Below are 22,062 nucleotides of genomic sequence, written 5' to 3' on the forward strand. Positions count from 1 at the left end.
TGTTATTCCGCCGCCAGCGCGGCCGAAATCCGGCCGGTCCGCTTCGCCTTGATGCGGTCCTCGATCTCTTCGCGGAAATTGCGGATCAGGCCCTGGATCGGCCAGGCCGCGGCATCGCCGAGCGCGCAGATCGTATGGCCCTCGACCTGTTTCGTCACCTCGAACAGCATGTCGATTTCCTCGACCTCGGCATCGCCGCGCACGAGGCGCTCCATCACCCGCATCATCCAGCCGGTGCCCTCGCGGCAGGGCGTGCACTGGCCGCAGGACTCGTGCTTGAAGAAGGCCGAGAGCCGCCAGATCGCCTTGATCACATCGGTCGACTGATCCATCACGATCATGCAGGCGGTGCCGAAGCTGGATTTCAGCTCGCGCATGCCGTCGTAATCCATGATGGCGGATTCGCACATCTCGGCGGTCAGGATCGGGCAGGACGCGCCGCCCGGGATCACCGCCTTGAGGTTCTTCCAGCCGCCGCGCACGCCGCCGCCATGTTTCTCGATCAACTCGCGCATCGGGATCGACATCGATTCCTCGATCACGCAGGGCGTGTTGACATGGCCCGACATGGCGAAAAGCTTCACGCCGGCATTGTTCGGCCGCCCGAAGCCCGCGAACCATTCGCCGCCGCGACGCAGGATGGTGGGGGCGACCGCAATCGACTCGACGTTGTTCACCGTGGTCGGGCAGCCGTAGAGGCCCGCGCCGGCCGGGAACGGCGGCTTCATCCGCGGCATGCCCTTCTTGCCCTCAAGGCTTTCAAGCAGCGCGGTTTCCTCGCCGCAGATATAGGCCCCGGCGCCGTGATGCAGATAAACGTCGAAATCATAGCCCGATTTGCAGGCGTTGCGGCCGATCAGCCCGGCGTCGTAGGCCTCATCTATCGCGGCCTGAAGCGCCTCGCGCTCGCGGATATATTCGCCGCGGATGTAGATATAGGCCGCCACCGCATTCATCGCGAAACCGGCAATCAGCGCGCCTTCGATCAGCGTATGCGGATCGTGGCGCATGATCTCGCGGTCTTTACAGGTCGCGGGCTCGGATTCGTCGGCGTTGATCACCAGATAGGATGGCCGCCCATCCGACTGTTTCGGCATGAAGGACCATTTCAGCCCGGTCGGGAAGCCCGCGCCGCCCCGGCCGCGCAGGCCCGACTTCTTGACCTCTTCCACGATCCAGTCGCGGCCTTTGGCCAGAATACCGGCGGTGCCGTCCCAATGGCCGCGCGCCATCGCGCCCTTCAGGGAGCGGTCGTGCATCCCGTAAAGGTTGGTGAAGATGCGGTCCTGATCCTTGAGCATCGCTCGCTCTCCTTAACCCCGGCGCCTGCGCCAGATCTGCCAGGTCACGACCAGCGCCCAGAGGAACGCGGCCATGGCGGCGAGGTCGAAGAGAAAGACGTAGCGGGTATCCCAGCCCATCTTTCCCCCCAGCCATTGGGCGCCCATCCACAAGAGCATGGTGCCGGCAATGACCAGGGCTGCAAGCCGTGCCTGCCGCCCGCCATATCCGTCCCTGCCCCCGTCAGCGCCCATCGCCTGTCAGCCTCTTGTTTCAGTAATCGTTGGTCTTCGCGCGTTCGCGGAAGGCGCTCAGCCCCTCGCTCACGATGATCTTCGCCTGGGCGACCCATTTGTCGCGGCTGACGCGGCCGCGGAAGCCCTTCAGGTTCTGGTCCATCCAGGCGATCTCTTCCTCGCCCCAGGCGGCGATCTGGTCGAAATGGTAAAAGCCGAGCTCGTGGCACAGCCGTTCCAGCGCCGGGCCGATGCCCTCGATCTCTTTCAGATCATCGGCCTGACCGCCCTTGGGCGCGGAAAGCCCCGCGGGCTGGCGGCCGGGCACCGGACGGGCTGCGGGAGCCTCCATCCCGGTGGCGGTCGGCTGGCCGGGCTGCGCGACGGCGGGCGCGGCCGGGGCCGGCTCGGTCTCGGGTTTGCCCTTGGTCAGTTTCCCGGCAACCTTGCCGGGCAGCCCTTTGGCGGCCTTCTTCTCCGAGGCGCTGGCATCATGCGGCGCATGTTCCTCCGGCGCGGGCTGATCAGTGCCTTTGCGCAGCCAGGACAGATTCAGCGGCACTTCGGTGCCGTCGATGCGTTTAACGGTCTCGCCGATATCCACCGCGCGCTGGACCGAGCCGTTGTATTGCGTGCGCCCCGAGTCGAATTCGGTCAGCGCGGTCAGGCCGGTCAGCGGCTCGGACGAATAGCGGCCGTTCTGCGGCCCCGGCACCGGCACCTCGCCCGCCGAGAACCGCCCGATCAGCTCGCGCAGCTTCTCAGGCGTCAGATCCTCGTAGTAATCCTTGCCGATCTGGGCCATCGGCGCATTGGAGCACGCGCCGAGGCACTCGACCTCTTCCCAGGAGAATTTCCCGTCGGCCGAGACGGTATGCGGCGCGGGCGCGATCAGTTCCTTGCAGACGGCGATCAGATCCTCGGCGCCGCAGATCATGCAGGAGGTGGTGCCGCAGATCTGGATATTCGCAACCGAGCCAACGGGTTGCAGCTGGAACATGAAATAGAAGGTCGCCACTTCCAGCACGCGGATATAGGCCATGCCCAGCATGTCGGCGACATATTCGATGGCGGGCTTCGTCAGCCAGCCTTCCTGTTCCTGCGCGCGCCACAGAAGCGGGATCACCGCCGAGGCCTGGCGCCCCTCGGGATATTTGGTGATCTGCCCCTTCGCCCAGTCCAGATTGGCCGGGGTGAAGGCGAAGCTCGCCGGTTGCTCGGGGTGAAGTCTGCGCAGCATTACTTGCAGTTCTCCGTCTTCAGGACCAGGGCGAAATCGCTTTCGCGCATTTCAACCAGCCCTTCGTCCATCAGTTCGGCGACGATCGAGGGGGTCCAGTCAATCTCGAAACCGAGCGCGGGCAGCATGGTCGCCGCCTCCTCCTCGGTCATGACGCAGCCGTGAGCCTCGACGGTCTCGACCAGAAGCACCTTCCAGTCGGTGCCGGGGGGCGGCGTATCGGCAAAGGCAGGGCCGGCGAGAACCGCCAGCAACAGGGGAACCGCGCGGCGCATCAGCGATCCACCTCGCCGAACACGATATCCATCGTCGCGATGATCGCCGAGATATCGGCAAGCTGGTGGCCCTTGCCGAGATAGTCCATCGCCTGGAGATGGGCGTAGCCCGGGGCGCGGATCTTGGCGCGGTAGGGTTTGTTGGTGCCGTCAGCGACCAGATAGACGCCGAACTCGCCCTTGGGCGCCTCGACCGCGGCATAGACCTCGCCGGCGGGGACGTGGAAACCCTCGGTGTAGAGCTTGAAGTGATGGATCAGCGCTTCCATCGAGGTTTTCATATCGCCGCGTTTCGGCGGGCTGAGCTTGCCGCGCGCCATCACGTCGGTCTGCGCCGCCGGCTCGCGCAGTTTCACGATGGCCTGCTGCATGATCTTCAGCGACTCGCGCATCTCGGCCATGCGGCAGAGGTAGCGGTCATAGCAGTCGCCGTTCTTGCCGACCGGCACCTGGAAGCTGAATTCGTCATAGCATTCATAGGGCTGCGCGCGCCGCAGATCCCATGCGAGGCCCGAGCCGCGCACCATCACCCCCGAGAAGCCCCAGTCCAGCGCGTCCTGTTCGCTGACGATGGCGATATCCACGGTGCGCTGTTTGAAGATGCGGTTTTCGGTGATCAGCGTGTCGATGTCATCGACCAGCTTCGGGAAGCCCTCGCACCATTTCTCCAGATCGTCGAGCAATCCGGCCGGCAGATCCTGGTGCACGCCGCCGGGGCGGAAATAGGCCGCGTGCAGCCGCGCGCCGCAGGCCCGCTCGTAGAACTGCATCAGTTCCTCGCGGGCGGTGAAGCCCCACAGAGGCGGCGTCAACGCGCCCACGTCCATCGCGCCGGTGGTGACGTTCATCAGATGGTTCAGGATGCGGCCGATTTCCGAGTAAAGCACCCGGATCAGCTGCGCCCGGCGCGGCACCACGGTGCCGGTCAGCTTCTCGATCGCCAGACACCAGGCATGTTCCTGGTTCATCGGCGCCACATAGTCGAGCCGGTCGAAATACGGCAGGTTCTGAAGGAAAGTCCGGCTTTCCATCAGCTTCTCGGTGCCGCGGTGCAAAAGCCCGATATGCGGATCGGCGCGCTCAACAATCTCGCCGTCAAGCTCCAGCACCAGACGCAGCACGCCATGGGCCGCCGGGTGCTGCGGGCCGAAATTGATGTTGAAATTGCGGATGCGCTGCTCCGAGGTCTCGATATCCATCGAGCCGTCGTCGTAATAGTTCCGGCGCATGTCTTCGGGATGCGAGCCGTCCATCATTTCGCCTCCGCCTTCTGGTCGCCCGGCAGGATGTATTCCGCGCCCTCCCAGGGGCTCATGAAGTCGAACTGGCGGTATTCCTGCACCAGTTTCACCGGCTCGTAGACCACGCGCTTCTGCACCTCGTCATAGCGCACCTCGACATAGCCGGTGGTGGGGAAGTCCTTGCGCAGAGGATGGCCGCGGAAGCCGTAATCGGTCAGGATCCGCCGCAGGTCCGGGTGGTTCGCGAACAGGATCCCGAACATGTCGAAGGTTTCGCGCTCATACCAGTTGGCGGCCGGATAGAGGGCGCAGAGGCTTGGCACCATCTCGTCCTCGCGCACCGCGAGTTTCACCCGGATGCGCTGGTTTCGATACATCGACAGCAGGTGGTAAACCACGTCGAAGCGCGCGGGGCGCTCGGGGTGGTCCACCGCGGTGATGTCGATCAGCGTCGAGAAGCGGCAGGACGGATCGTCGCGCAGATATTCCATCAGCGCCTCAAGATGGGCGGGCGCCGCGGTGACGGTCAGCTCATCAAACGCGGTCGAGGTCGCCAGAACCGCATCGGCCTGTTTCAGCGCGATGGTCGCGCCCAGTTCTTCGAGGGCATCGGTGATATCGGACATGGTTCTCACCTCACCAGCGTGCCGGTGCGGCGGATCTTGCGCTGCAACTGGAGCAGGCCATAGAGCAGCGCCTCGGCCGTGGGCGGGCAGCCCGGCACGTAAACATCGACCGGCACCACGCGGTCGCAGCCGCGCACCACCGAATAGGAATAATGGTAGTAGCCGCCGCCATTGGCGCAGCTGCCCATCGAGACCACATAGCGCGGCTCGGGCATCTGGTCGTAGACCTTGCGCAAAGCGGGGGCCATCTTGTTCGTGAGCGTGCCGGCGACGATCATCAGATCTGACTGCCGGGGCGAGGCGCGCGGCGCCATGCCGAAGCGTTCCACATCATAATGCGGCATCGACATCTGGATCATCTCGACCGCGCAGCAGGCCAGACCGAAGGTCATCCAGTGCAGCGAACCGATCCGCGCCCAGTTGATCACATCCTCGGTCGAGGTCAGCAGGAAGCCCTTGTCCTGAAGATCGCGGCTGAAGGCCGCGACATCGCCGTCACGGTCCGTGCCTACGGTATTGGCTCCGGTCATCACTCCCATTCGAGAGCCCCCTTCTTCCATTCATAGGCAAAGCCCACCGTCAGCACGCCAAGGAAAACCATCATCGACCAGAAGGCGGTCATCGAGATTTCGCTGAAAGCCACCGCCCAGGGGAACAGGAAGGCGACTTCGAGATCGAAGATGATGAACAGGATCGAGACGAGGTAGAACCTCACGTCGAATTTCATCCTGGCATCGTCGAAAGCGTTGAAGCCGCATTCATAGGCCGAAACCTTTTCCGGGTCCGGGTTGCGGATGGCGATCACGGCCGCCGCAAGGATCAGGACGAGGCCGAGCCCCACCGTGATCACAAGCAGAATGACAATAGGAAGATACTCTCGGAGAAGCGCGTCCACGAGATGCTCCTTCAGCTGGCGTCAGCGAGCCTGCGGGCCCTTTTGCGACCCGACTGCACTCATGTGTTCGCTTTACCCCTGCCCCAGAGCCGGGTCAACCGAGGCAGGTGGGAAATCCACTGCCCGAATGTCGGGTTAAGGCAGGAATGATCCGTATTTTCACGGCTATTCGCTGCAACTGCAAAATAAGGGCGGCCCCGGGCACCGGATTTGCCTCTCGCGGCCCGCGAAAGCCGCGTGAAAAGGAATCGCGCGGCCGCTAACCCCCGAAATTCCCATGAAAAACACTAAGGAATTGCGGAGAGGTATCCCCGCCCCTGACACCGCCCGTGGTCAGGATTCGGCTGGCGCGGGATCCGTTCCGCAAAGGCCCGGCCCCTTCTGTCTTTGCGCCATGGCCGCCGCCCCGATCCGCGCCCCCGGGCCGGTGCCCCCCGCGCTTGCCCGGCCTCTATGCAGAGCGGATATGGCGCCGCCGCACCACGCTTTGAGCCGGAGGCCGCGCCATGACATCCGGTCCGGTATCCGCGCCGCAGATCCCGTTGCGAGAAAATGCCCGGGCGCCTGAAAACGCTTTCTGGTTCGGGGTGCTGCCGCACGGGACCGCAGGAAACCGGGGTGAGCCGCGACGATCCGCCGCGATGCGGATTTATCATCCGGCGCGTTTCCTGCGCCGACATGATCGCCTCAGTGGCATGCCGACCGAACAGCCAACGGCTCACCCGGCAGGCCTCAGTCGCACCAGCCCGCGCGGGCGCCGCCGTCATAAGCGCGGGCATGGCCCTCGCGGATCATCCGCGCCGCCACATCCTCGCCGTCGAGGCTGAGCCGGATCAGATCGCGGCGGTATTTGTCGGTGCCGCGCCGCGAGATGGTCACCTCGCCCGCCGCGCGGATCATCCGCCGCAGCGCCTGACGGGCGGCTTCGGCGGCGCGGCGCTCGCTCTCGCAGCGCGGATCGCTCAGTTCCGGCGCGTCCAGCCCCACCAGCCGCGCCCGGCTGCGGTTTTCGCCGCAGATCAGCTCTACCGTGTCGCCGTCATGGACATAGCCGATCCGGCAGTCGGCGGCGGGCGGCGGGTCGAAACGCTCGGCCAGCGCGATCAGCACCAGCAAGGTCAGCGCGCACAAGGTCACCAGGGTGGGATCGGGGCCTTTCATCCGGCGCGGCAGTCAGCGCGGAACGGCGGTGTGATCACGCAAACGCCGCGCCCGCGCGATGGTCAGCCGCATCCGGCAGATGGCGGCCTCCGCGACCATCTTCGGCGCGGCCCCGGCAAGGCAGCGCCCAACCGCCTCGCGCCCGTCCTGCGGCCCGGCCCCAAGCGGCGCAGCCCAGGGGGCGAGAGCGGGGGCGAGCGTCCGGCTCACTCGACCACCGGCGCGGCGGCGGCCCCGGGCGCCTCGGCCTGGCCCACCGCCAGCGCCTCGGCGCGGATGATGCGGGCGATCAGCGCCACATCTTCCGCCGAGAAGGTCAGCGGCAGCCGCATGTCGATCAGCCCGGCAAGGATGCGGTCGGTCAAAGGGCAATGCTGCGCGCCGGCATAGCGCCAGTGCGGATAGCGCGAGGTGAAGGCCGCGGGTTCCTCGGCGCCGAACCATTTCAGCTCCACCCCCCGCGCGATACAGCGCGAAAGGAAAGCGGTGATCCGCGCGGGCTCCCAGTCGGGCAGCAGGAACTGGAACGAGGATCCGACATAGGCCTCGGCCCCGGGCCGCACGATCAGCCGCAGGCCCGGCGTCGCCGCCAGCCCCGCCTCCAGCACCGTGTAAAGCTCGCCCCAGCGGGCGCGGCGGCCGGGCAGGAGCGGGATCTGAGGCCGCAGGATCGCCGCGCGCAGATTGTCCATCCGGCCCGAGACATTGGGCACGTCGAGCCGCAGCCCCTCGAACACCTCCGGCCCCGGCGCGGCGCGGTGGCGGCCGTAAAGCATGTAGCTGCCAGAGAGCAGCACCATCCGCGCCGCGATTTCCGCGTCGTCGGTGATCAGCAGCCCGCCCTCGCCCGAGTTCATATGCTTGTAGGTCTGGGTCGAATAACAGCCGACAAGGCCATGCCGCCCCGAGGGCACGCCCGCCCATTCCGCCCCCATCGTATGGGCGCAATCCTCGATCACCAAGAGCCCCAGATCCGCGCAAAGCGCCATCAGCCGGTCCATATCGCAGACATGCCCGCGCATATGAGAAAGCAGCAAGAGCCGCGCCCCGGTCCCGCGCGCCTTCACCGCCAGATCGTCGAGGTCGATCACCAGATCCGGCGTGATCTCGACAAAGACCGGCCTCCCGCCCGCCGCCGCGATGGCGCCCGGCACCGGCGCGAGCGTGAAGGCATTGGTCAGCACCGGCTCGCCCGCGCGCAGCCCCGCCGCGCGCAAAGCGCAGCCCATCGCATAGCCGCCCGAGGCCACGGCAAGGCAGAACCGCGCCCCGGTGAAGGCGGCGAATTCCTCCTCCAGGACCGCGGTTTCGCCCGCCTCTCCCGGCACGGTGTTGTAGCGGTGCAGACGACCGTGGCGCAGAACCTCCAGCGCCGCGGCGATCCCCTCCTCGGGGATCGGCTCCTGCTGGGTAAAACTGCCGTGGAACCGCTCGGTCATCTCTGCCTCTCTTCTGCGCGAGTCAGCACGAGGAAAAGCACCAGCGTCAGGCCAAGGCAAGCCGCCGCGACCCAATAGGCCACATCGGGCGACTGCCAGCCGCGCCCCCCGGCCATGAACCAACCGAAGATCTGCGAGAAGAACACGGTGCCGCACAGCATCGCCATGTTGATGATGGCCGAGATCCCGCCCTGCAACTCGCCCTGGGCGTTTTCGGGAACCACCTTCGACATGATGGCGGTGATCATCGGATGGACGAAACCCTCGGGGCCGTGGACGAACATCAGCAGCACCACCACGCCCAGACTGCCCGCCAGCCCGTAGCCGGTGGCGGCGATGGCCGCGCAGACCAGCCCGATCAGCGCGGTGCGGTATTCACCGAACCTGGCCACGAACCGCCCGGTCAGAAGCCCCTGGAACCCCGCCATAACAAGGCCGAAGATCGCCAGCGTGCCGCCCACCATCGCCTCGGACCAGCCGAATTTCGCGATGCCCCAGAAGGTCCAGATCGCCGGATAGACCGACGAGGCGAAGAAGAACACGAACAGGACAAGGCAAAGCGGGATCACCCCGGGATAGCTGCGGAACACCCGGAAGGCGCCGAACGGATTGGCGCGGGCAATCTCGAACCGGCGGCGGTTTTCCGGCGGCAGGCTCTCGGGCAGCACGAACCAGCCGTAGACGAAGTTCAGGAACGAGACGCAGGCCGCCACGAAGAACGGCACCCGCGGCCCGAACTCGCCCAGAAGCCCGCCGACCGCCGGGCCGATCACGAAGCCCACGCCGAAGGCCGCGCCCAGCAGGGCGAAGGCCCGGCCCCGGTCCGCGGGCGCGGTCAGATCGGCGATACAGGCATTGGCGATGATCCAGCTCGATCCGCAGACCCCGGCAAGGACGCGCCCGACGAACAGCCACATCAGCGTGGGCGCCCAGGCCGACAGAAGGAAATCCGCCCCCAGCCCGAAGATCGCCAGCAGCAGAAGCGGCCGCCGCCCGTAACGGTCGGACAGATTGCCGGCAAGCGGCGCGCAGACGAACTGCGCCACCGAGAAGGCCGCGAACATCCAGCCGCCGATCACCGAGGCGCGGTCGAGCCCGACATGCCCCACCTCTTCGATCAGCGCGGGCAGCACCGGCATGATGATGCCGAACCCCACCATATCGAGGAAAACCGTGACCAGGACAAAGGCCACGGCATGGCGTGAGGCGCCCGCAGAGCCGGCGGCAGTGAACATGGGGCACCGAAAAGACTGGGGTCAGGGCCGCGCAGGCTAGCCGCCGGGGGCCGGGCTGTCAAACCGCCGCCGGAGGGGGCTTTCCACCCAGGCCAGAGCCGCTCCGACCCGCCGCGCCGGTCCTCCCCGTCGCCCGGAAAAGCAACCTCCGCGCCAGCGCCTGTCGGATCGCCTCGCAGCCCCGCTCCCGCCGACCGCAGCCGGACGAGCCAGCCTTCGCCACGGGTCGTCTCGGAAAGCAACCGCCCCCCTGACGGATCTTATCGCAGCAGCCGCTCGCCCCGACATGCCGGGGCGGATCGCCGCAAGATGACAGGTTTATTCATTGGAAATCATCGGCCTGGACAGGCAGAACCGAAGCCGGAAAATCCCCCGCCGAAAGGACAGGCCATGCGCTTCCCCCTGATCGTCTCCGCCGCCACTGCGATCTCGCTCACTCTCGGCTTCGGCCTGCCCGCGAAAGCCGATCTGGTGATCCAGGGCCGTGCCGCCCAGGCTCTGCATTGCGCGGCGCTGTTGTTCATCGCTTCGGAAGAGCTCTACAAGGCCGGCTACCTGCCGCGGGCCGACTACAATTACGCGCAATCGGCGGCGGTCCATATGCTGGCTTACGTGCCGGGAACCAACGACCAGAAGGTCCAGGCCATGGGACAGCGGTTCGAGAAAATGCTCAGCCGCAAGAGCCTGCCCGCCCTGCTCCAGGAATTCGACCAGACCGCGCCCTGGTGCCAGAAGACCTTCCTCTGATCCCGCTTCCGCCGCCCGCATTTCCCCTCGCGGCGCGGCAGAGCCATGCCGCGGCCCCCTCTCGTCCCGGGGCCGCGGCATCCGGTCCGCCTTTCCCCCAAAGAGACAGCAACCGACCTTCCCCGCAGCGGCAAAGAATGATGCACACCGGCAGCGCTTCCCCGAGCCGCCCGCCTGCATTTCATCCTGATCCAAATACCCTCGGGGGGAGCACGGCCCAGGGGGACGTGCCGGGGGGCAGACGGCCCCCCCGCTCCGCCCCGGGCCACAGGCGCCGCGCCTCAGGCCAAAAGCCCGCCGACCAGCGCGGGCAGATCCTCGTAACGGTGCAAAAGCGCGTCGGGCTTCAGCCGGGCGATGGCCTCGCCCTCGGGACCGAAGGTCACCAGCGCCACCGGGCTGCCCACGGCGCGCGCGGTCAGGAGGTCGGTCTCGGTATCTCCGATCAGCACCGAACGCGCCACGCGCCCGCCCGCCCGCTCCACCGCCAGATGATAGGGCGCGGGATCGGGCTTGCGGGTCGGTAAAGTATCCGCCCCCACCAGGGCTGCGAACAGATCGCGCACGCCCAGAGCCCGCAGCAGCTGTTCGGCCAGAGCCTCGGGCTTGTTGGTGCAGACCGAGACCGCATAGCCCGCATCGCGCAGGGCCACGACCGCATCCGTGGCGCCCGGATACATCCGGCTGTGAACCGCGATGGCGCCGCGGTAATGCTCCAGCAGTTCGGGGTACCAGCGGTCGACCTCGGCCTCGTCCGGCGCCCCGCCGCGCAGACGCGACAGCCCGAGCCGCAGCATCGCCCGCCCGCCGTGAAAGGCGGTCAGACTGTCGCCCGCCCCCAGCGGACAGGCCGCGCCCATGGCGGTGAAACAGGCATTCGCCGCCGCCAGCAGATCGGCGCTGGTATCGGCGAGCGTGCCGTCCAGATCGAAGACCACGCAATCTCCGGCCCTCACCCCCGCCCGCTTTTGCAACATGGCGCAATCCTCTGTGATTCAGGCCCCCTTGGCGGCCCCATACCCTCCGGGTAGAACGGCGCCAGGACAAAAGGAAGGGGCAGAATGCCGGTCTCGCTTATCATCCTGGCCGCGGGCCAGGGCACGAGGATGAATTCCGACCTGCCCAAGGTGCTGCACAAGGTCGCCGCAGCGCCGCTTTTGCACCATGCCATGGCCGCGGGCGCCGCGCTCTCGCCCGACAGGACCGTGGTCGTCGCCGGCCATGGCGCCGATGAGGTCGCCGCAAGCGCCCGCGCCTTCGACCCCGAGGTCACGGTGGTGATCCAGGCCGAGCAGAACGGCACCGGCCATGCCGTCGATCAGGCCCGGGACGCACTGGCCGACGCGCCGGGCGAGGCCATCGTGCTTTACGGCGACACGCCCTTCATCCGGCCCGAAACGCTTGAGGCCATGCTGGAGGCCCGCGCCCGCCATGCGGTGGTGGTGCTGGGGTTCAAAGCCGCCGATCCGGGCCGCTACGGACGGCTGATCATGGAAGGCGACAGCCTCGCCCGGATCGTCGAATACAAGGATGCGACGGATGAGGAACGCGCGGTAACGCTCTGCAATTCCGGGGTGATCTGCGCGTCCTCACGCGAGCTGTTCTCGCTGATCGCCCAGATCGGCAACGACAACGCCAGCGGCGAATATTACCTCACCGATGTGGTGGAGATCGCGCGCAGGAACGGCCTCTCGGCCGGCGTGGTGATCTGCCCCGAGGCGGAAACGCTCGGCGTGAACACCCGCGCGCAGCTCGCCGGGGCCGAGGCCGCCTTCCAGGCCCGCGCCCGCACTGATGCGCTCGACAACGGCGTCACCCTCACCGCGCCGGAAACCGTGTTCTTCGCGCTGGATACCGTGGTGGGGCGCGATGCCGTGATCGGCCCGCATGTGCTGTTCGGCCCCGGCGTCACCATCGAATCCGGGGCAGAGATCAGGGGCTTTTGCCATCTGGAGGGCTGCCACGTCTCGCGCGGCGCCGATGTCGGGCCCTTCGCCCGGCTGCGCCCCGGGGCGGAACTGGCCGAGGATGTCCATGTCGGCAACTTCGTCGAGATCAAGAACGCCATCCTCGACGAGGGCGTAAAGGTCGGCCATCTGACCTATATCGGCGATGCCGAAATCGGCGAGCACACCAATATCGGCGCCGGCACCGTGACCTGCAATTACGACGGCGTGATGAAGCACCGCACGAAGATCGGCAAACGCGCCTTCATCGGCTCGGATACGATGCTGGTCGCGCCGGTCACGGTGGGCGACGGCGCGCTGACCGGCTCGGGCTCGGTCATCACCCAGGACGTGCCTGCAGGCGCGCTGGCGCTGGCGCGCGCGGGTCAGGTGAACAAGCCGGGCCTCGCGATACGGCTTTTCGAGAAACTCCGCGCCATCAAAGCGGCGAAGGTCAAAGGGTAATCTTATGTGCGGTATCATTGGGGTTCTGGGCAATCACGAGGCCGCGCCGCTTCTGGTCGAGGGGCTGAAACGGCTGGAATATCGCGGCTACGATTCCGCCGGGATCGCCACGGTGAATGCGGGGCGGCTCGACCGCCGCCGCGCGGTCGGCAAGCTCGTCAACCTGTCGGACCTGCTGGTCCATGAGCCGCTGGCCGGGAAATCCGGCATCGGCCATACCCGCTGGGCGACCCATGGCGCCGCGACTGTGACGAACGCCCATCCCCACCGGGCGGGCGGCGTCGCAGTGGTTCACAACGGCATCATCGAGAATTTCCGCGCGCTCCGCGAGGATCTGGCGGGCGACGGCTATATCCAGGAATCGCAGACCGATACCGAGACGGTGGCGCTTCTGGTCCAGCGCGGGCTGGACCGCGGGCTGGCGCCGGTGGAGTCCGCCCGCGAGGCGCTGTCCCGCCTTGAGGGCGCCTTCGCGCTCTGCCTGCTGTTCGAGGGCGAGGACGATCTGATGATCTGCGCCCGCAAGGGCAGCCCTCTGGCGATCGGCCGCGGCGAGGGCGAGATGTTCGTCGGCTCGGACGCCATCGCGCTGGCGCCGATGACCGACCGCATCACCTATCTGGAGGAAGGAGACTGGGCGATCCTGACCCGCAAGGGCGCCGAGATCTACGACGCCGCGAACCGCCGCGCCAACCGGATCGAAACCCGGATCCAGCTCGATTCCGCCCGGGTGGAAAAGGCGGGCTACAAGCATTTCATGGCGAAAGAGATCGCCGAGCAGCCGGTGGTGATGGCAGACGCTTTGCGCCATTACACCGGCGGCAGCGCGGCGCCCTCGCTGAACCTGCCCGGGGGACTCGACTTCACCGGCATCGACCGGGTGGTCATGGTCGCCTGCGGCACCGCGAGCTATGCGACCCATGTGGCGAAATACTGGTTCGAGAGGCTCGCGGGCCTTCCCGCCGAGATCGACGTGGCCAGCGAGTTCCGTTACCGCGAGCCGGTGCTGTCCGGGCGCTCGATGGCCATCTTCGTCAGCCAGTCGGGCGAGACCGCAGACACCCTCGCGGCGCTGCGCTACGTCAAGGACAAGGTGGCCCAGGTGGTCGCGGTGGTGAACGTCCCCACCTCATCGATCGCGCGCGAAAGCGATCTGGCGCTGCCGATCCTGGCCGGGGCCGAGATCGGCGTCGCCTCGACCAAGGCCTTCACCTGCCAGCTGACGGTGCTCGCGCTGATGGCGCTGAAGGCGGCGGCGGACCGGGGCCGGATCGGCGCGGAGGAAATGGCGCAGAGGCTGGAGAGCCTGCGCGCGCTGCCAGGTCTGCTGAACGTGGCGCTGTCCTTGTCCGAGACCATCGCGGCGGTTTCCAACGAACTGGCCGAGGCCTCGGACATCCTGTTCCTCGGGCGTGGAGCCATGTATCCGCTGGCACTGGAGGGCGCGCTGAAACTCAAGGAAATCAGCTACATCCACGCCGAAGGTTACGCATCGGGTGAACTAAAGCACGGCCCTATCGCGCTGATCGACGCCAATGTGCCGGTGATCGTGATGGCGCCCGCCGATCCCCTGTTCGACAAGACGGTCTCGAACATGCAGGAGGTGATGGCGCGCAACGGCAAGGTGCTGCTCCTGTCGGATGCCACCGGGGTGGCCGAGGCGGGCCAGGGCACCTGGCGCTCGCTGATCCTGCCGGCGGTGGATCCGGCCTGGGCGCCGATCCTCTATGCGGTGCCGGCGCAACTCCTGGCCTATCACACCGCCATCGCCAAAGGCACCGATGTGGACCAGCCGAGGAACCTTGCGAAATCGGTGACGGTGGAATAGCCGGCTTGCGGGACCGGCGCCATCGGTGCAGCCTGTGCCGATCCCTCTGCGCGAAAGCCCCGCCATGCGCCTTGCCTTCCTCCTGATCGCCCTCGCCGCGCCCGCCGGCGCCGCCTGCCGGGGCGAGACGCTGTTTTCCTGCGAGATCGGCAGCAAACAACTGGAAGTCTGCCTGAGCGGCCAGAGCGTCAGCTACCGCTTCGGCCCCCCGGGGCGGCCCGAGATGGACCTGACCACGCCGCTTTCGCAGACCGCCTATCAGCCCTGGCCCGGCGTGGGCCGCGCGATCTGGGAAGCGGTCTCCTTCACCAACCGGGGCACGACCTACGAGGTCTGGTCCTCTTTCGACCGGCTCGACCCGGACGCCCGGCCCGAAGGCGGGGTGAATGTGATGAACGGTGATGCCCTCGCGGCGCAGCTGACCTGCCGCCCCGGCAGCATGCGCGCCGGGCTCGACCTGCTTTACGAGGCGAAAGAAGCCATCGGCCAGTGCTGGAACCGCGAGCGCCAGGCCTGGACCGCCCCGCCCTGCGCCCCCTGAGTCCTGTCCGCCACAGTTGCGCCACACAATATGCGGTGGAATGCTTTTCCCCTTTGTCGGGATGCGGTGGCCGCCGCTATAGTCGGCAGAATGAACCGGGGGGAACACCCGGTCTTGAGGCAGGCCAATAACAACAAGCAAGGAGGGCGCGATGCGCTGCCCGTTCTGCGGCAATATCGACACCCAGGTGAAGGACTCGCGTCCCGCCGAGGATCATGTCTCGATCCGTCGCCGCCGTTTCTGCCCCGCCTGTGGCGGGCGTTTCACCACCTATGAGCGCGTGCAGCTGCGCGATCTGGTGGTGGTCAAATCCAACGGCAAACGCGAGGATTTCGACCGCGACAAGCTGGAGCGCTCGATCCGCATCGCCATGCAGAAGCGGCCCATAGACCCCGAACGCATCGACCAGATGATCTCGGGGATCGTGCGGCGGCTGGAGAGTATGGGCGAGACCGACATCCCGTCCCGCACCATCGGCGAGATCGTGATGGAAAGCCTCGCCCGGATCGACACCGTGGCCTATGTCCGCTTCGCCAGCGTCTACAAGAACTTCCAGGCGGCGGATGATTTCGACCGTTTCGTGAGCGAGCTCAGGCCCGCAAGCGAAAAGGGCGACGAGTGATCCGGGCAGCCCGCCCGGCAAAACGATGACCCGCGAGACGGATGAGATCCACATGGCCCATGCCCTGCGCCTTGCCGCGCGGGGCAACGGGCATTGCTGGCCCAATCCCTCGGTGGGCTGCGTGATCGTCAGGGACGGCGTGATCCTCGGGCGCGGCACCACCCAGCCCGGCGGGCGGCCCCATGCCGAGCGGGTGGCGCTGGCCCAGGCCGGCGCGGCGGCGCGCGGCGCCACCGCTTACGTCACGCTGGAGCCCTGCGCGCATCACGGCAAGACCAGCCCCTGCGCCGAGGCGCTGGTCGCGGCGGGCGTCGCGCGGGTGGTAAGCGCGCTGACCGATCCCGACCCGCGGGTGGCCGGGCGCGGCCATGCGATCCTGCGCGCCGCCGGGATCGAGGTGACCGAGGGCATTCTGACCAGAGAAGCCCGGGAGATCACCGCGGGCTTCCTGAAACGGGTGACGCGGGGCCTGCCTTTTGTGACGCTGAAACTCGCCACCACGCTGGACGGGCGGATCGCCACCGCCACCGGCGAGAGCCGCTGGATCACCTCGGCCCCTTCGCGCCGCGCGGTCCATGCGATGCGGATGAGCCATGACGCGGTGCTGGTCGGATCGGGCACCGCCTGCGCCGACGACCCCGATCTGACGGTGCGCGACATGGGCGCCGCCCGCCAGCCGGTCAGGATCGTGACCGACCGGCTGCTCTCGCATTCCCCCGACAGCCGCCTGGGCCGCACCGCGCGCGAGGTGCCGGTCTGGCTGGTCCATGGCCCCGACGCGCCCGAAGCCGCCCGCACGGCCTGGACCGCGGCAGGGGCGACGCTGATCCCCTGCCCGGTGACCGCGGGCCACCTCGACCTGACCCAGGCCTTCCGGCTGCTGGCCGAAAGGGGGCTGACGCGGATTTTCTGCGAGGGCGGCGGCACGCTGGCCGCCGGGCTGATCCGCGCGGGCCTCGTCGACCGGCTGGCGCTCATCTCGGCGGGCGCGCTGATCGGGGCCGACGGGCGCCCGGCGCTCGGGGCCCTGGGGCTGGCGGCGCTGACTGACGCGCCGCGGCTTGCGCTGATGGAAAGCCGCGCGATCGGGGCGGATGTGTTCAGTCTCTGGCGGTTCTGAACCCGGGCGGTTTCGCTCTCCGCCTGCGCCAGCGCAATCCCGCCCCCGGCCAATCCCGGCCGCTCCGGTCTTCTGCGGTTCCGGCCCCCCGGGTCAGGCCGGAGCGCCGCCTTCCTCCTTGCGCCGGGCGACGAAACGCTCCAGCTCGCCCCGCGCCTTGTGATCCATCTCCGGCGGCTCGAACTCCGCGAGGATCTGCCTGCCGATCCGGTGCGCGCGTTCCGAGGTCCAGACCGCGCCATCCGCCGCCCAGGCCTCGTAGCCGCGCCAGTCGGCCGTGAGCGGCGCGCAGAAGGCCGAGGCGCCCCGCGCCCGGCTGTGGCTGTGGCCGAAGAAACTGCCGCCCGGCCCCACCTCGCGGATCGCCTCAAGCGCGATGTCCTCGTCGGAAGCGGCGAAGCTGCTTTCCTCGAAATAGCGCTGGATCATTTGCAGCATCTCGCAATCCATGACGAATTTCTCGGGGCTGGCGGTCTGCCCGCCGCCAAGCCAGCCCGCCGCATGCCAGAGCATATTCGCCCCCGCCTGCACCGCCGACCACAGCGAATTGGCGCTTTCCCACATCGCCTGACCGTCGGGCATGTTCGAGGTGCAGGCGCCCGAGGCGCGCAGCGGCAGGCCGTAGAACCGCGCCATCTGCCCCGCCATCTGCATCCCGCGCATGGATTCAGGCGAGCCGAAGGCCGAGGCGCCCGAGCGCAGATCGACATGCGGGATGAAACTGCCCAAAGCCACCGGCGCCCCGGGGCGGATATATTGCAAAAGCGCCAGCGCCGACAGCGCCTCGGCCAGCGACAGCGCCACCGCCCCGGCCATGCTGACCGGCGCCGTCGCCCCCGCCAGCGCATAGGGCGTCACCACCACCGGCTGGCCCCGCCGGGCCATCCGCATCGCCCCGTCCAGCATCAGATGATCGTGTTTCAGCGGCGAGACCGAGTTGATATTGGTCGAGATCCGCGGCTTCGCCTCGAATTCAGACGGCGAGAGCCCGGCGGCGATCCGCGCCATCTCCATCGCATCCTCGATCCGCTCCGGCCCCAGCGAATAGGCGTAGCAAACCTTGTCGGTCAGCGTCAGCATCTCATAAAGGCAGTCCAGATGGCGGACCGGGGCGGGAATATCGGCCGGCTCGACCGGATAGCCGCCCGAGCCGTGGATGCAGTTGAACGATTGCGTCAGCCTGAGGAAATCGCGAAAGGTCGCGAAATCGCCCTGGCGCCGGCCGCGCTCCAGATCCCAGGCGTTCGGCGGCGACGAGACGCTGAAACAGACCATGTGCCGGCCGCCGATGGCGATCTCGCGCGCGGGATTGCGCGGGGTGATGGTGAAATGCGCAGGCGCATGGCCCAGCATCTCCATCACGAAAGCCTCGTCCATCCGCACATTGCTGCCGCTCACCCGGCAGCCCGCGGCTTTCAGGATCGCCACCGCCTCGGGGTTGAGGCATTCGATGCCGATCCCGGACAGGATCCGCATCGCCGCCCGGTGCAGCCGCTGCACCGCCTCGGGGTCGAGCGGCTCGGTCGGGCGGTCGGGGTTGACAGGGATGCGCCAGGGCATCTGCCCGATCGTGCCGCCGAGCGGCCGGTTTCCTGCGGCGGCAGGTGTCTCATCGGTCATCGCGGGCTCCCCTGGTTCTTTCCGACAGGATGGCCGAGGCCGCGCAGCCAAAGTCACCGCGCAAGCGACGGGCGCCTGTCGTTTTCAGACGATCTGACATCTTCAGGCGATCCGGCAGGCGGGTCAGGCCGCGAGCCCCCCGATCCAGGCCGGCAGCGCGCCGATATCGGGCAGGACCACATCGGCATGCGGCGCCAGATCGGCCTCGGTCGCGATCCCGGTCAGCACCGCCACCCGCCGCATCCCGGCCGCGCGGGCAGCCTCCAGATCGTGCAGGCTGTCGCCCACCATCGCCACCCGGCCGGGCTCCAGCCCGTGCTGCCGCAGGAAGGCCAGCAGCATACCGGGGCCGGGCTTGGCGCCATGGCCGGAATCGTAGCCCGCGATGAAATCGAAATGTCCGGTCAGCCCGAGCGCGCCGAGCTGCGCCTTCGCCGGGGCCTCGGAATCATTGGTGGCCACCCCGAGCCGGATCCCCCGGCTGCGAAACCCCGAAAGCAACGGCACCAGCGGCGCGGCCTCGATCATCTCGGCGCGGGCGGCGGCGGCATCGATCCGTGCCTTCAGCGCCGCGCCGGTCTCGCCCGGCAGATGCGGCAGCAGCGCCTCTGCGATGTCTTCGGCGGTCGCGGCGATCACCGGGCTTTGCGGGTGGAAGCTGTTTTCCTGCGGGATGAAGCCGATCGCCTCGGCCAGAGCCGCCGAATGCGCGGCGTCGCGGGCGATGCCGGCCAGGAAATCCCGCGCCCAGCCCCCCCAGCTTTTGCGGAAATCGAAAAGCGTGCCGTCCTTGTCGAAAAGGATACCGTCGATCATCTCAGCCCCATCTTCCACACCCTGGAAGACTGAACAGATTTCGCGCGCGGACGCAATCTCGGCTCAGGTCCAGAACGGAGTATCGCCGCCGGGAAGCCGCGCCCTCGCCTGCGCCACCAGAGCAGGATCAAGCGCCGCCGCCCCGGCAAAGGCCAGCACCATCGACTCGTCGCCCAGGATGAAATCCAGAATCGCCGCCAGCAGTTCGGGCTCCGCCGCGCGGGCCTTCAGCTCTCCGGCCCCGATCCCGCTTTGCGCCATGAAGGCGCCGAGGTGCTCTTCGTCGCCGGCAAGCCAGGCCAGCGCGCGCAGCCCGAGGGTTTGGGCGAAATCTTGCCGATCCAATACCGTTTTCTCCTGGTGGTTGAGTCGTTCCGGTGATTGCATACAGTTTATTGATATTTTCCCGCAAAGGTTAATGAAGATGGAAAGGAATTATTAACCTTCCAGGCAGCAGACTGCGGTATAGGTTCACAAAGCTGCAATCCGGGCCGTAATCACATAATGCAGAGGCGCATCCTCATAGCAGATGGCATACCGGCGAACCGGATCGTTTTCCGGGTCAAGCTGACGGATGCCTTCTACCAGCCGCTGCTGGCGACCGACGGGGCCGGCTGTCTGCGGATGGCGCGCAGCGAACAGCCCGACCTGATCCTGATGAGCTTCGATCTGCCCGACCGGCCCGGCCCGCTGCTGCTGGCGGCCTTGCGCGGCGATCCGGCCACCTGCAAGATCCCGGTGATCGCCTTCGTCCCGCCCGGCGACAGCGCCGCGCGGCTGGCGGCCTTTCGCGCCGGGGCCGATGATGTGATGTCGCGCCCGCCCGATATGACGGTCTTGCTGGCGCGGATCCGCAACCTCCTGCGCCAGCGCGAAGAGGCCAGCCTGATGGCCGAGGCCTGGGGCGGGCATCTGGCGCAGATGCCGGGCCTTGCCGAACCCGCGGCGGATTTCGCCGACCCCGGCGAGATCGGCCTCGTCGCCACCCGGCCCGAGACCGCTCTGGCCTGGAAACACCGGCTGGGCGGCGCTTTGCGCAACCATTCCCATGTGCTTTCCCCCGAAGAGGCCAGCGGCATCTGGCCGGGCGAACGCGCCGCCGCGCCCTCGGTCTTTCTGATCGAGGCCGATCTCGGCACGCCGGGCGGCGGGCTGCGGCTGATGTCGCAGCTTGCGGGGGGCTCGACCACGCGCCACAGCATGTTTTGCGTGATGGCCTCGCCGCATGATCCGGCCGCCGCCGCCATGGCCTTCGATCTGGGCGCCGAAGACGTGATGGCGCCCGGCACCGGCGGCGAAGAGCTTGAGCTGCGGCTTCAGCGGCTGTTGCGGCGCAAGAGCCGCTCCGACAGCGCGCGCAAGAGCGTCGAGGATGGGCTGCGCCTGTCGCTGATCGACCCGCTGACCGGCGCCTACAACCGCCGTTACGCGCTGCCGCGGCTGGCGGGGATCGCCGAACAGGCGGCTGCGGCGGGTTCGGATTTCGCGGTGATGATCGTCGATCTCGACCGTTTCAAATCGGTGAACGACCGTTTCGGCCATGCCGCGGGCGATGCGGTGCTGATCGAGGTGGTGCGGCGGCTGTCGGAAAATCTGCGGATGAACGATATGCTGGCGCGGATCGGCGGCGAGGAATTCCTGATCGCCCTGCCCGAGACCTCGCAGCCCGAGGCCGAGCGCATCGCCGAGCGGCTGCGCCGCATCGTCGGCGACGCGCCGGTGGCGCTCGGGCCCGGCCGCCCGGCGCTGCCGGTGACGATCTCGATCGGGCTGAAGGCCGCGGGCGGCGCGGCGGCGCCCGAGATCGGCGCCATGATCGACGAGGCGGACAGCGCGCTGCGCCGCTCGAAGACCGCCGGACGCAATGTGGTCACCCTATGCCCCACAGCGCGGCTCAGCCTCCACGCGCCCTGACCCTCCCGGCCGGCGTGTGACGGTTGCGGCGAGAGTGGTCTTCGCGCCTCTCTCGCAGCCGGTACGCTGGATGAGAGGGATCAGAAAACAGTCCGGTGGACTGTTTTCCTGACGATCAGCCGGGCGGCCGGGCACGATCCCCCTTCTGTAACGACGCCTGCCACAGGGGGCCGCCCTTCCCTCAAGCCTTCCTGCCCGGGATACAAACCCTTCTTTCAACGCTTCCCCGGATCAGTGTCGCGCCGCACCAGCTTCCGGACGGCAGCGGGTAACCTGCCAGACAGAAATTTTCGCCGTCAGGATTCCCCGAATTCTGTGGCCTCACCTGAAATCCTGACGAAGCACCCTCCCGGCTGGCCCGGCGCAACACGGACATGGGGAAGCCGATAGGCCTCCTCTTCGCGTCGGCAACGGCGTGCAGCCTGGTGTTGATGCCACCTTTGGTTCGTCCGATCTGGCGCCCGCGCCCCCTTTTTGGCCCGCAGGCTCGACGCCGTGCGGTGTGCCTTGAGGTGGGTTGCGGTCCATCATGATGGTCTTGTGCTCGGCGCTCTCGGCGGCCAGGCCGAGCATGATCCGGGCGAAGACCCCATTGTCGCTCCAGGCCTCGGAAAGCCAGTAGAGATTGCTCATCGGTCAGGCTGCTTGCCGAGCCTGAATCACGCCGGAAACCTGAAATCAATGGGTCTGGAGCCTGCGGCGATAGCCAACCGCGGGCTTTGTTGCGCTATCCCTGTGACCTACGGATTCATGTTTGTGAGTCCGGGGGTTAGGTTGGCCCCATGAGCAAACCGATCCCTCTTTTCCGCACGAC

General features: G+C 67.5%; 23 protein-coding genes and 1 pseudogene. 7 read left to right on the forward strand and 17 right to left on the reverse strand.

Features of this window, described 5'->3' with window-relative positions; translation table 11 throughout:
- Nucleotides 1-2: 2 nt before the first annotated feature.
- From nuoF to XINFAN_RS15660, 12 genes are all read right to left on the reverse strand, one after another.
- Nucleotides 3-1,301 (reverse strand): NADH-quinone oxidoreductase subunit NuoF, encoded by a 1,299-nt coding sequence (nuoF, locus tag XINFAN_RS15605; RefSeq protein WP_124087796.1) that lies wholly within the window; start codon nucleotides 1,299-1,301, stop codon nucleotides 3-5.
- A gap of 12 nt (nucleotides 1,302-1,313) precedes the next feature.
- Complete coding sequence (locus XINFAN_RS15610; RefSeq protein WP_124087797.1) at nucleotides 1,314-1,535, reverse strand: DUF5337 domain-containing protein; 222 nt, start codon at nucleotides 1,533-1,535, stop codon at nucleotides 1,314-1,316.
- A 19-nt stretch (nucleotides 1,536-1,554) separates the two neighbouring features.
- A complete protein-coding gene (locus XINFAN_RS15615) occupies nucleotides 1,555-2,757 on the reverse strand; it encodes an NADH-quinone oxidoreductase subunit E (protein WP_124087798.1) in 1,203 nt (400 codons plus the stop codon).
- Nucleotides 2,757-3,032, reverse strand: coding sequence for a hypothetical protein (locus tag XINFAN_RS15620; RefSeq protein WP_124087799.1), 276 nt, complete (start codon nucleotides 3,030-3,032; stop codon nucleotides 2,757-2,759). The genes XINFAN_RS15615 and XINFAN_RS15620 overlap by 1 nt, the downstream gene beginning before the upstream one ends.
- Entirely contained in the window at nucleotides 3,032-4,288 is a 1,257-nt protein-coding gene (locus XINFAN_RS15625) for an NADH-quinone oxidoreductase subunit D (protein ID WP_124087800.1), read from the reverse strand. Before XINFAN_RS15625 ends, XINFAN_RS15620 begins: the two co-directional genes overlap by 1 nt.
- Complete coding sequence (locus XINFAN_RS15630; protein WP_124087820.1) at nucleotides 4,285-4,890, reverse strand: NADH-quinone oxidoreductase subunit C; 606 nt, start codon at nucleotides 4,888-4,890, stop codon at nucleotides 4,285-4,287. Before XINFAN_RS15630 ends, XINFAN_RS15625 begins: the two co-directional genes overlap by 4 nt.
- Nucleotides 4,891-4,904: 14 nt before the next feature.
- Entirely contained in the window at nucleotides 4,905-5,438 is a 534-nt protein-coding gene (locus tag XINFAN_RS15635; RefSeq protein WP_124087801.1) for a NuoB/complex I 20 kDa subunit family protein, read from the reverse strand.
- A complete protein-coding gene (locus tag XINFAN_RS15640) occupies nucleotides 5,429-5,794 on the reverse strand; it encodes an NADH-quinone oxidoreductase subunit A (protein WP_124087802.1) in 366 nt (121 codons plus the stop codon). The genes XINFAN_RS15635 and XINFAN_RS15640 overlap by 10 nt, the downstream gene beginning before the upstream one ends.
- A gap of 732 nt (nucleotides 5,795-6,526) precedes the next feature.
- Entirely contained in the window at nucleotides 6,527-6,955 is a 429-nt protein-coding gene (locus tag XINFAN_RS15645) for a thermonuclease family protein (protein ID WP_124087803.1), read from the reverse strand.
- 12 nt (nucleotides 6,956-6,967) lie between these two features.
- On the reverse strand, nucleotides 6,968-7,165 hold the full coding sequence (locus tag XINFAN_RS15650; RefSeq protein ID WP_124087804.1) for a hypothetical protein: 198 nt from the start codon (nucleotides 7,163-7,165) through the stop codon (nucleotides 6,968-6,970).
- Nucleotides 7,162-8,394, reverse strand: a complete 1,233-nt coding sequence (locus XINFAN_RS15655) for a DegT/DnrJ/EryC1/StrS family aminotransferase (protein WP_124087805.1) — start codon at nucleotides 8,392-8,394, stop codon at nucleotides 7,162-7,164. Before XINFAN_RS15655 ends, XINFAN_RS15650 begins: the two co-directional genes overlap by 4 nt.
- On the reverse strand, nucleotides 8,391-9,629 hold the full coding sequence (locus XINFAN_RS15660) for a TCR/Tet family MFS transporter (RefSeq protein ID WP_124087806.1): 1,239 nt from the start codon (nucleotides 9,627-9,629) through the stop codon (nucleotides 8,391-8,393). The genes XINFAN_RS15655 and XINFAN_RS15660 overlap by 4 nt, the downstream gene beginning before the upstream one ends.
- Before the next feature lie 390 nt (nucleotides 9,630-10,019).
- Here XINFAN_RS15660 and XINFAN_RS15665 point away from each other — a divergent pair, with 390 nt between their 5' ends.
- Nucleotides 10,020-10,376 (forward strand): hypothetical protein, encoded by a 357-nt coding sequence (locus XINFAN_RS15665; protein ID WP_124087807.1) that lies wholly within the window; start codon nucleotides 10,020-10,022, stop codon nucleotides 10,374-10,376.
- Nucleotides 10,377-10,657: 281 nt separating this feature from the next.
- Here the strand turns inward: XINFAN_RS15665 and XINFAN_RS15670 are convergent, their stop codons facing one another.
- Nucleotides 10,658-11,353, reverse strand: coding sequence for an HAD-IA family hydrolase (locus tag XINFAN_RS15670; protein ID WP_124087808.1), 696 nt, complete (start codon nucleotides 11,351-11,353; stop codon nucleotides 10,658-10,660).
- A gap of 84 nt (nucleotides 11,354-11,437) precedes the next feature.
- Here XINFAN_RS15670 and glmU point away from each other — a divergent pair, with 84 nt between their 5' ends.
- From glmU to ribD, 5 genes are all read left to right on the forward strand, one after another.
- On the forward strand, nucleotides 11,438-12,787 hold the full coding sequence (glmU, locus tag XINFAN_RS15675; protein ID WP_124087809.1) for a bifunctional UDP-N-acetylglucosamine diphosphorylase/glucosamine-1-phosphate N-acetyltransferase GlmU: 1,350 nt from the start codon (nucleotides 11,438-11,440) through the stop codon (nucleotides 12,785-12,787).
- Nucleotides 12,788-12,791: 4 nt separating this feature from the next.
- The gene (gene glmS / locus XINFAN_RS15680; protein WP_124087810.1) at nucleotides 12,792-14,615 is read left to right on the forward strand and encodes a glutamine--fructose-6-phosphate transaminase (isomerizing); all 1,824 of its coding nucleotides are present in this window, start codon (nucleotides 12,792-12,794) and stop codon (nucleotides 14,613-14,615) included.
- Nucleotides 14,616-14,649: 34 nt separating this feature from the next.
- Nucleotides 14,650-15,156, forward strand: a complete 507-nt coding sequence (locus XINFAN_RS15685; protein WP_124087811.1) for a hypothetical protein — start codon at nucleotides 14,650-14,652, stop codon at nucleotides 15,154-15,156.
- 151 nt (nucleotides 15,157-15,307) lie between these two features.
- Nucleotides 15,308-15,778 carry a transcriptional regulator NrdR gene (nrdR, locus tag XINFAN_RS15690; protein WP_124087812.1) on the forward strand — a complete coding sequence of 157 codons (471 nt, stop codon included), beginning with the start codon at nucleotides 15,308-15,310 and terminating at the stop codon, nucleotides 15,776-15,778.
- Between the two features lie 25 nt (nucleotides 15,779-15,803).
- Nucleotides 15,804-16,898: a bifunctional diaminohydroxyphosphoribosylaminopyrimidine deaminase/5-amino-6-(5-phosphoribosylamino)uracil reductase RibD gene (gene ribD / locus XINFAN_RS15695; RefSeq protein ID WP_124087813.1), complete on the forward strand. Its 1,095-nt coding sequence runs from the start codon at nucleotides 15,804-15,806 to the stop codon at nucleotides 16,896-16,898.
- Nucleotides 16,899-16,991: 93 nt separating this feature from the next.
- Here ribD and XINFAN_RS15700 read toward each other — a convergent pair whose 3' ends face one another.
- The 3 genes from XINFAN_RS15700 to XINFAN_RS15710 all read right to left on the reverse strand — a co-directional run bounded on the left by XINFAN_RS15700 (nucleotide 16,992) and on the right by XINFAN_RS15710 (nucleotide 19,679).
- A complete protein-coding gene (locus tag XINFAN_RS15700) occupies nucleotides 16,992-18,518 on the reverse strand; it encodes a trimethylamine methyltransferase family protein (RefSeq protein WP_124087814.1) in 1,527 nt (508 codons plus the stop codon).
- A gap of 123 nt (nucleotides 18,519-18,641) precedes the next feature.
- Nucleotides 18,642-19,334, reverse strand: coding sequence for an HAD family hydrolase (locus XINFAN_RS15705; protein WP_124087815.1), 693 nt, complete (start codon nucleotides 19,332-19,334; stop codon nucleotides 18,642-18,644).
- 63 nt (nucleotides 19,335-19,397) lie between these two features.
- Nucleotides 19,398-19,679 carry a DUF3572 domain-containing protein gene (locus XINFAN_RS15710; RefSeq protein ID WP_160144637.1) on the reverse strand — a complete coding sequence of 94 codons (282 nt, stop codon included), beginning with the start codon at nucleotides 19,677-19,679 and terminating at the stop codon, nucleotides 19,398-19,400.
- Nucleotides 19,680-19,838: 159 nt separating this feature from the next.
- Here XINFAN_RS15710 and XINFAN_RS15715 point away from each other — a divergent pair, with 159 nt between their 5' ends.
- Nucleotides 19,839-21,248, forward strand: a complete 1,410-nt coding sequence (locus tag XINFAN_RS15715) for a diguanylate cyclase (RefSeq protein WP_124087817.1) — start codon at nucleotides 19,839-19,841, stop codon at nucleotides 21,246-21,248.
- A 369-nt stretch (nucleotides 21,249-21,617) separates the two neighbouring features.
- On the opposite strand, the pseudogene XINFAN_RS15720 reads toward XINFAN_RS15715, so the two are convergent.
- A pseudogene (locus XINFAN_RS15720) lies at nucleotides 21,618-21,854 on the reverse strand (IS5/IS1182 family transposase); the annotation flags it as partial.
- Between the last annotated feature and the right edge of the window lie 208 nt (nucleotides 21,855-22,062).

The sequence above is a fragment of the Pseudogemmobacter humi genome (genome assembly GCF_900609055.1).
Lineage (GTDB): Bacteria > Pseudomonadota > Alphaproteobacteria > Rhodobacterales > Rhodobacteraceae > Pseudogemmobacter > Pseudogemmobacter humi.

Bases quoted from the DNA above. Each gene is read 5' to 3' on its own strand.
- XINFAN_RS15660 (WP_124087806.1), bottom strand. From the start codon at position 9,629: ATGTTCACTGCCGCCGGCTCTGCGGGCGCCTCACGCCATGCCGTGGCC.
- XINFAN_RS15645 (WP_124087803.1), bottom strand. From the start codon at position 6,955: ATGAAAGGCCCCGATCCCACCCTGGTGACCTTGTGCGCGCTGACCTTG.
- XINFAN_RS15615 (WP_124087798.1), bottom strand. From the start codon at position 2,757: ATGCTGCGCAGACTTCACCCCGAGCAACCGGCGAGCTTCGCCTTCACC.
- glmS (WP_124087810.1), top strand. From the start codon at position 12,792: ATGTGCGGTATCATTGGGGTTCTGGGCAATCACGAGGCCGCGCCGCTT.
- nrdR (WP_124087812.1), top strand. From the start codon at position 15,308: ATGCGCTGCCCGTTCTGCGGCAATATCGACACCCAGGTGAAGGACTCG.
- glmU (WP_124087809.1), top strand. From the start codon at position 11,438: ATGCCGGTCTCGCTTATCATCCTGGCCGCGGGCCAGGGCACGAGGATG.
- nuoF (WP_124087796.1), bottom strand. From the start codon at position 1,301: ATGCTCAAGGATCAGGACCGCATCTTCACCAACCTTTACGGGATGCAC.
- ribD (WP_124087813.1), top strand. From the start codon at position 15,804: ATGACCCGCGAGACGGATGAGATCCACATGGCCCATGCCCTGCGCCTT.
- XINFAN_RS15700 (WP_124087814.1), bottom strand. From the start codon at position 18,518: ATGACCGATGAGACACCTGCCGCCGCAGGAAACCGGCCGCTCGGCGGC.
- XINFAN_RS15670 (WP_124087808.1), bottom strand. From the start codon at position 11,353: ATGTTGCAAAAGCGGGCGGGGGTGAGGGCCGGAGATTGCGTGGTCTTC.
- XINFAN_RS15620 (WP_124087799.1), bottom strand. From the start codon at position 3,032: ATGCGCCGCGCGGTTCCCCTGTTGCTGGCGGTTCTCGCCGGCCCTGCC.
- XINFAN_RS15705 (WP_124087815.1), bottom strand. From the start codon at position 19,334: ATGATCGACGGTATCCTTTTCGACAAGGACGGCACGCTTTTCGATTTC.
- XINFAN_RS15665 (WP_124087807.1), top strand. From the start codon at position 10,020: ATGCGCTTCCCCCTGATCGTCTCCGCCGCCACTGCGATCTCGCTCACT.
- XINFAN_RS15635 (WP_124087801.1), bottom strand. From the start codon at position 5,438: ATGGGAGTGATGACCGGAGCCAATACCGTAGGCACGGACCGTGACGGC.
- XINFAN_RS15715 (WP_124087817.1), top strand. From the start codon at position 19,839: ATGCAGAGGCGCATCCTCATAGCAGATGGCATACCGGCGAACCGGATC.
- XINFAN_RS15625 (WP_124087800.1), bottom strand. From the start codon at position 4,288: ATGATGGACGGCTCGCATCCCGAAGACATGCGCCGGAACTATTACGAC.
- XINFAN_RS15655 (WP_124087805.1), bottom strand. From the start codon at position 8,394: ATGACCGAGCGGTTCCACGGCAGTTTTACCCAGCAGGAGCCGATCCCC.
- XINFAN_RS15610 (WP_124087797.1), bottom strand. From the start codon at position 1,535: ATGGGCGCTGACGGGGGCAGGGACGGATATGGCGGGCGGCAGGCACGG.